The 790-nt window shown below is 79.0% G+C and carries 1 pseudogene; it reads right to left on the reverse strand.

What is annotated here, in order from left to right:
• Positions 1–790, reverse strand: a pseudogene (locus tag AC5Y5V_RS31360) (PE family protein); the annotation flags it as partial.

The raw sequence follows: 790 nt of genomic DNA on the forward strand, positions 1-790 counted from the left end.
CGCACCGCCCTGCCCGCCGGCGTAGCCCTTGTCGCCGGTGGCGCCGGTTTGCTCGGCGGCGTTGCCGCCCGCCGCACCCTGGCCACCCGTACCACCGGTGCCGCCCTTGCCGCCGATACCGGCCGCGCCGGTGGCGCCGTCGATTCCGTTGTACGTGCCGCCGGTGCCTTTGGCGCCACCCGCACCGCCGGCGCCTGCGTCGCCGCCCTGGCCGCCGGTGCCGCCGACGCCGCCGACGCCGGTCGTGCTGTTTGCGCCGCTGCCGCCCGCGCCGCCTTGCCCGCCCTTGCCACCGACGCCGCCATCACCGCCGTCGCCGCTGGTACCGCCTGCGCCAGCGCTACCGCCAACACCGCCCGCCCCGCCCTGACCACCGGCATAGCCCTTGCCGCCCGTGGCGCCGGTCTGCTCGGCCGCGTCGCCGCCCGCCTCACCCTGCCCGCCGGCCCCACCCGTGCCGCCCTTGCCGCCGGTACCGGCCGCGCCGCTTGCGCCGTCGATCCCGCTGTGTGCGCCGCCGGTGCCTTTGGCGCCGCCCGCACCGCCTGCCCCCGCGTCGCCGCCCTGGCCGCCGGTGCCACCGGTGCCGCCGACGCCGGTCGTGCTGTTTGCGCCGCTGCCGCCCGCGCCGCCTTGCCCGCCCTTGCCGCCGACGCCGCCATCCCCGCCATCACCGCTGGTCCCACCCGCACCGGCGCTACCGCCCTGACCACCCGCACCACCCTGCCCGCCGGCATAACCCTTATTGCCGGTAGCGCCGCTGCCATCGCCCTGCGCGCCAATAGCCCCA

Source organism: Mycobacterium sp. NGS68 (assembly GCF_059812195.1).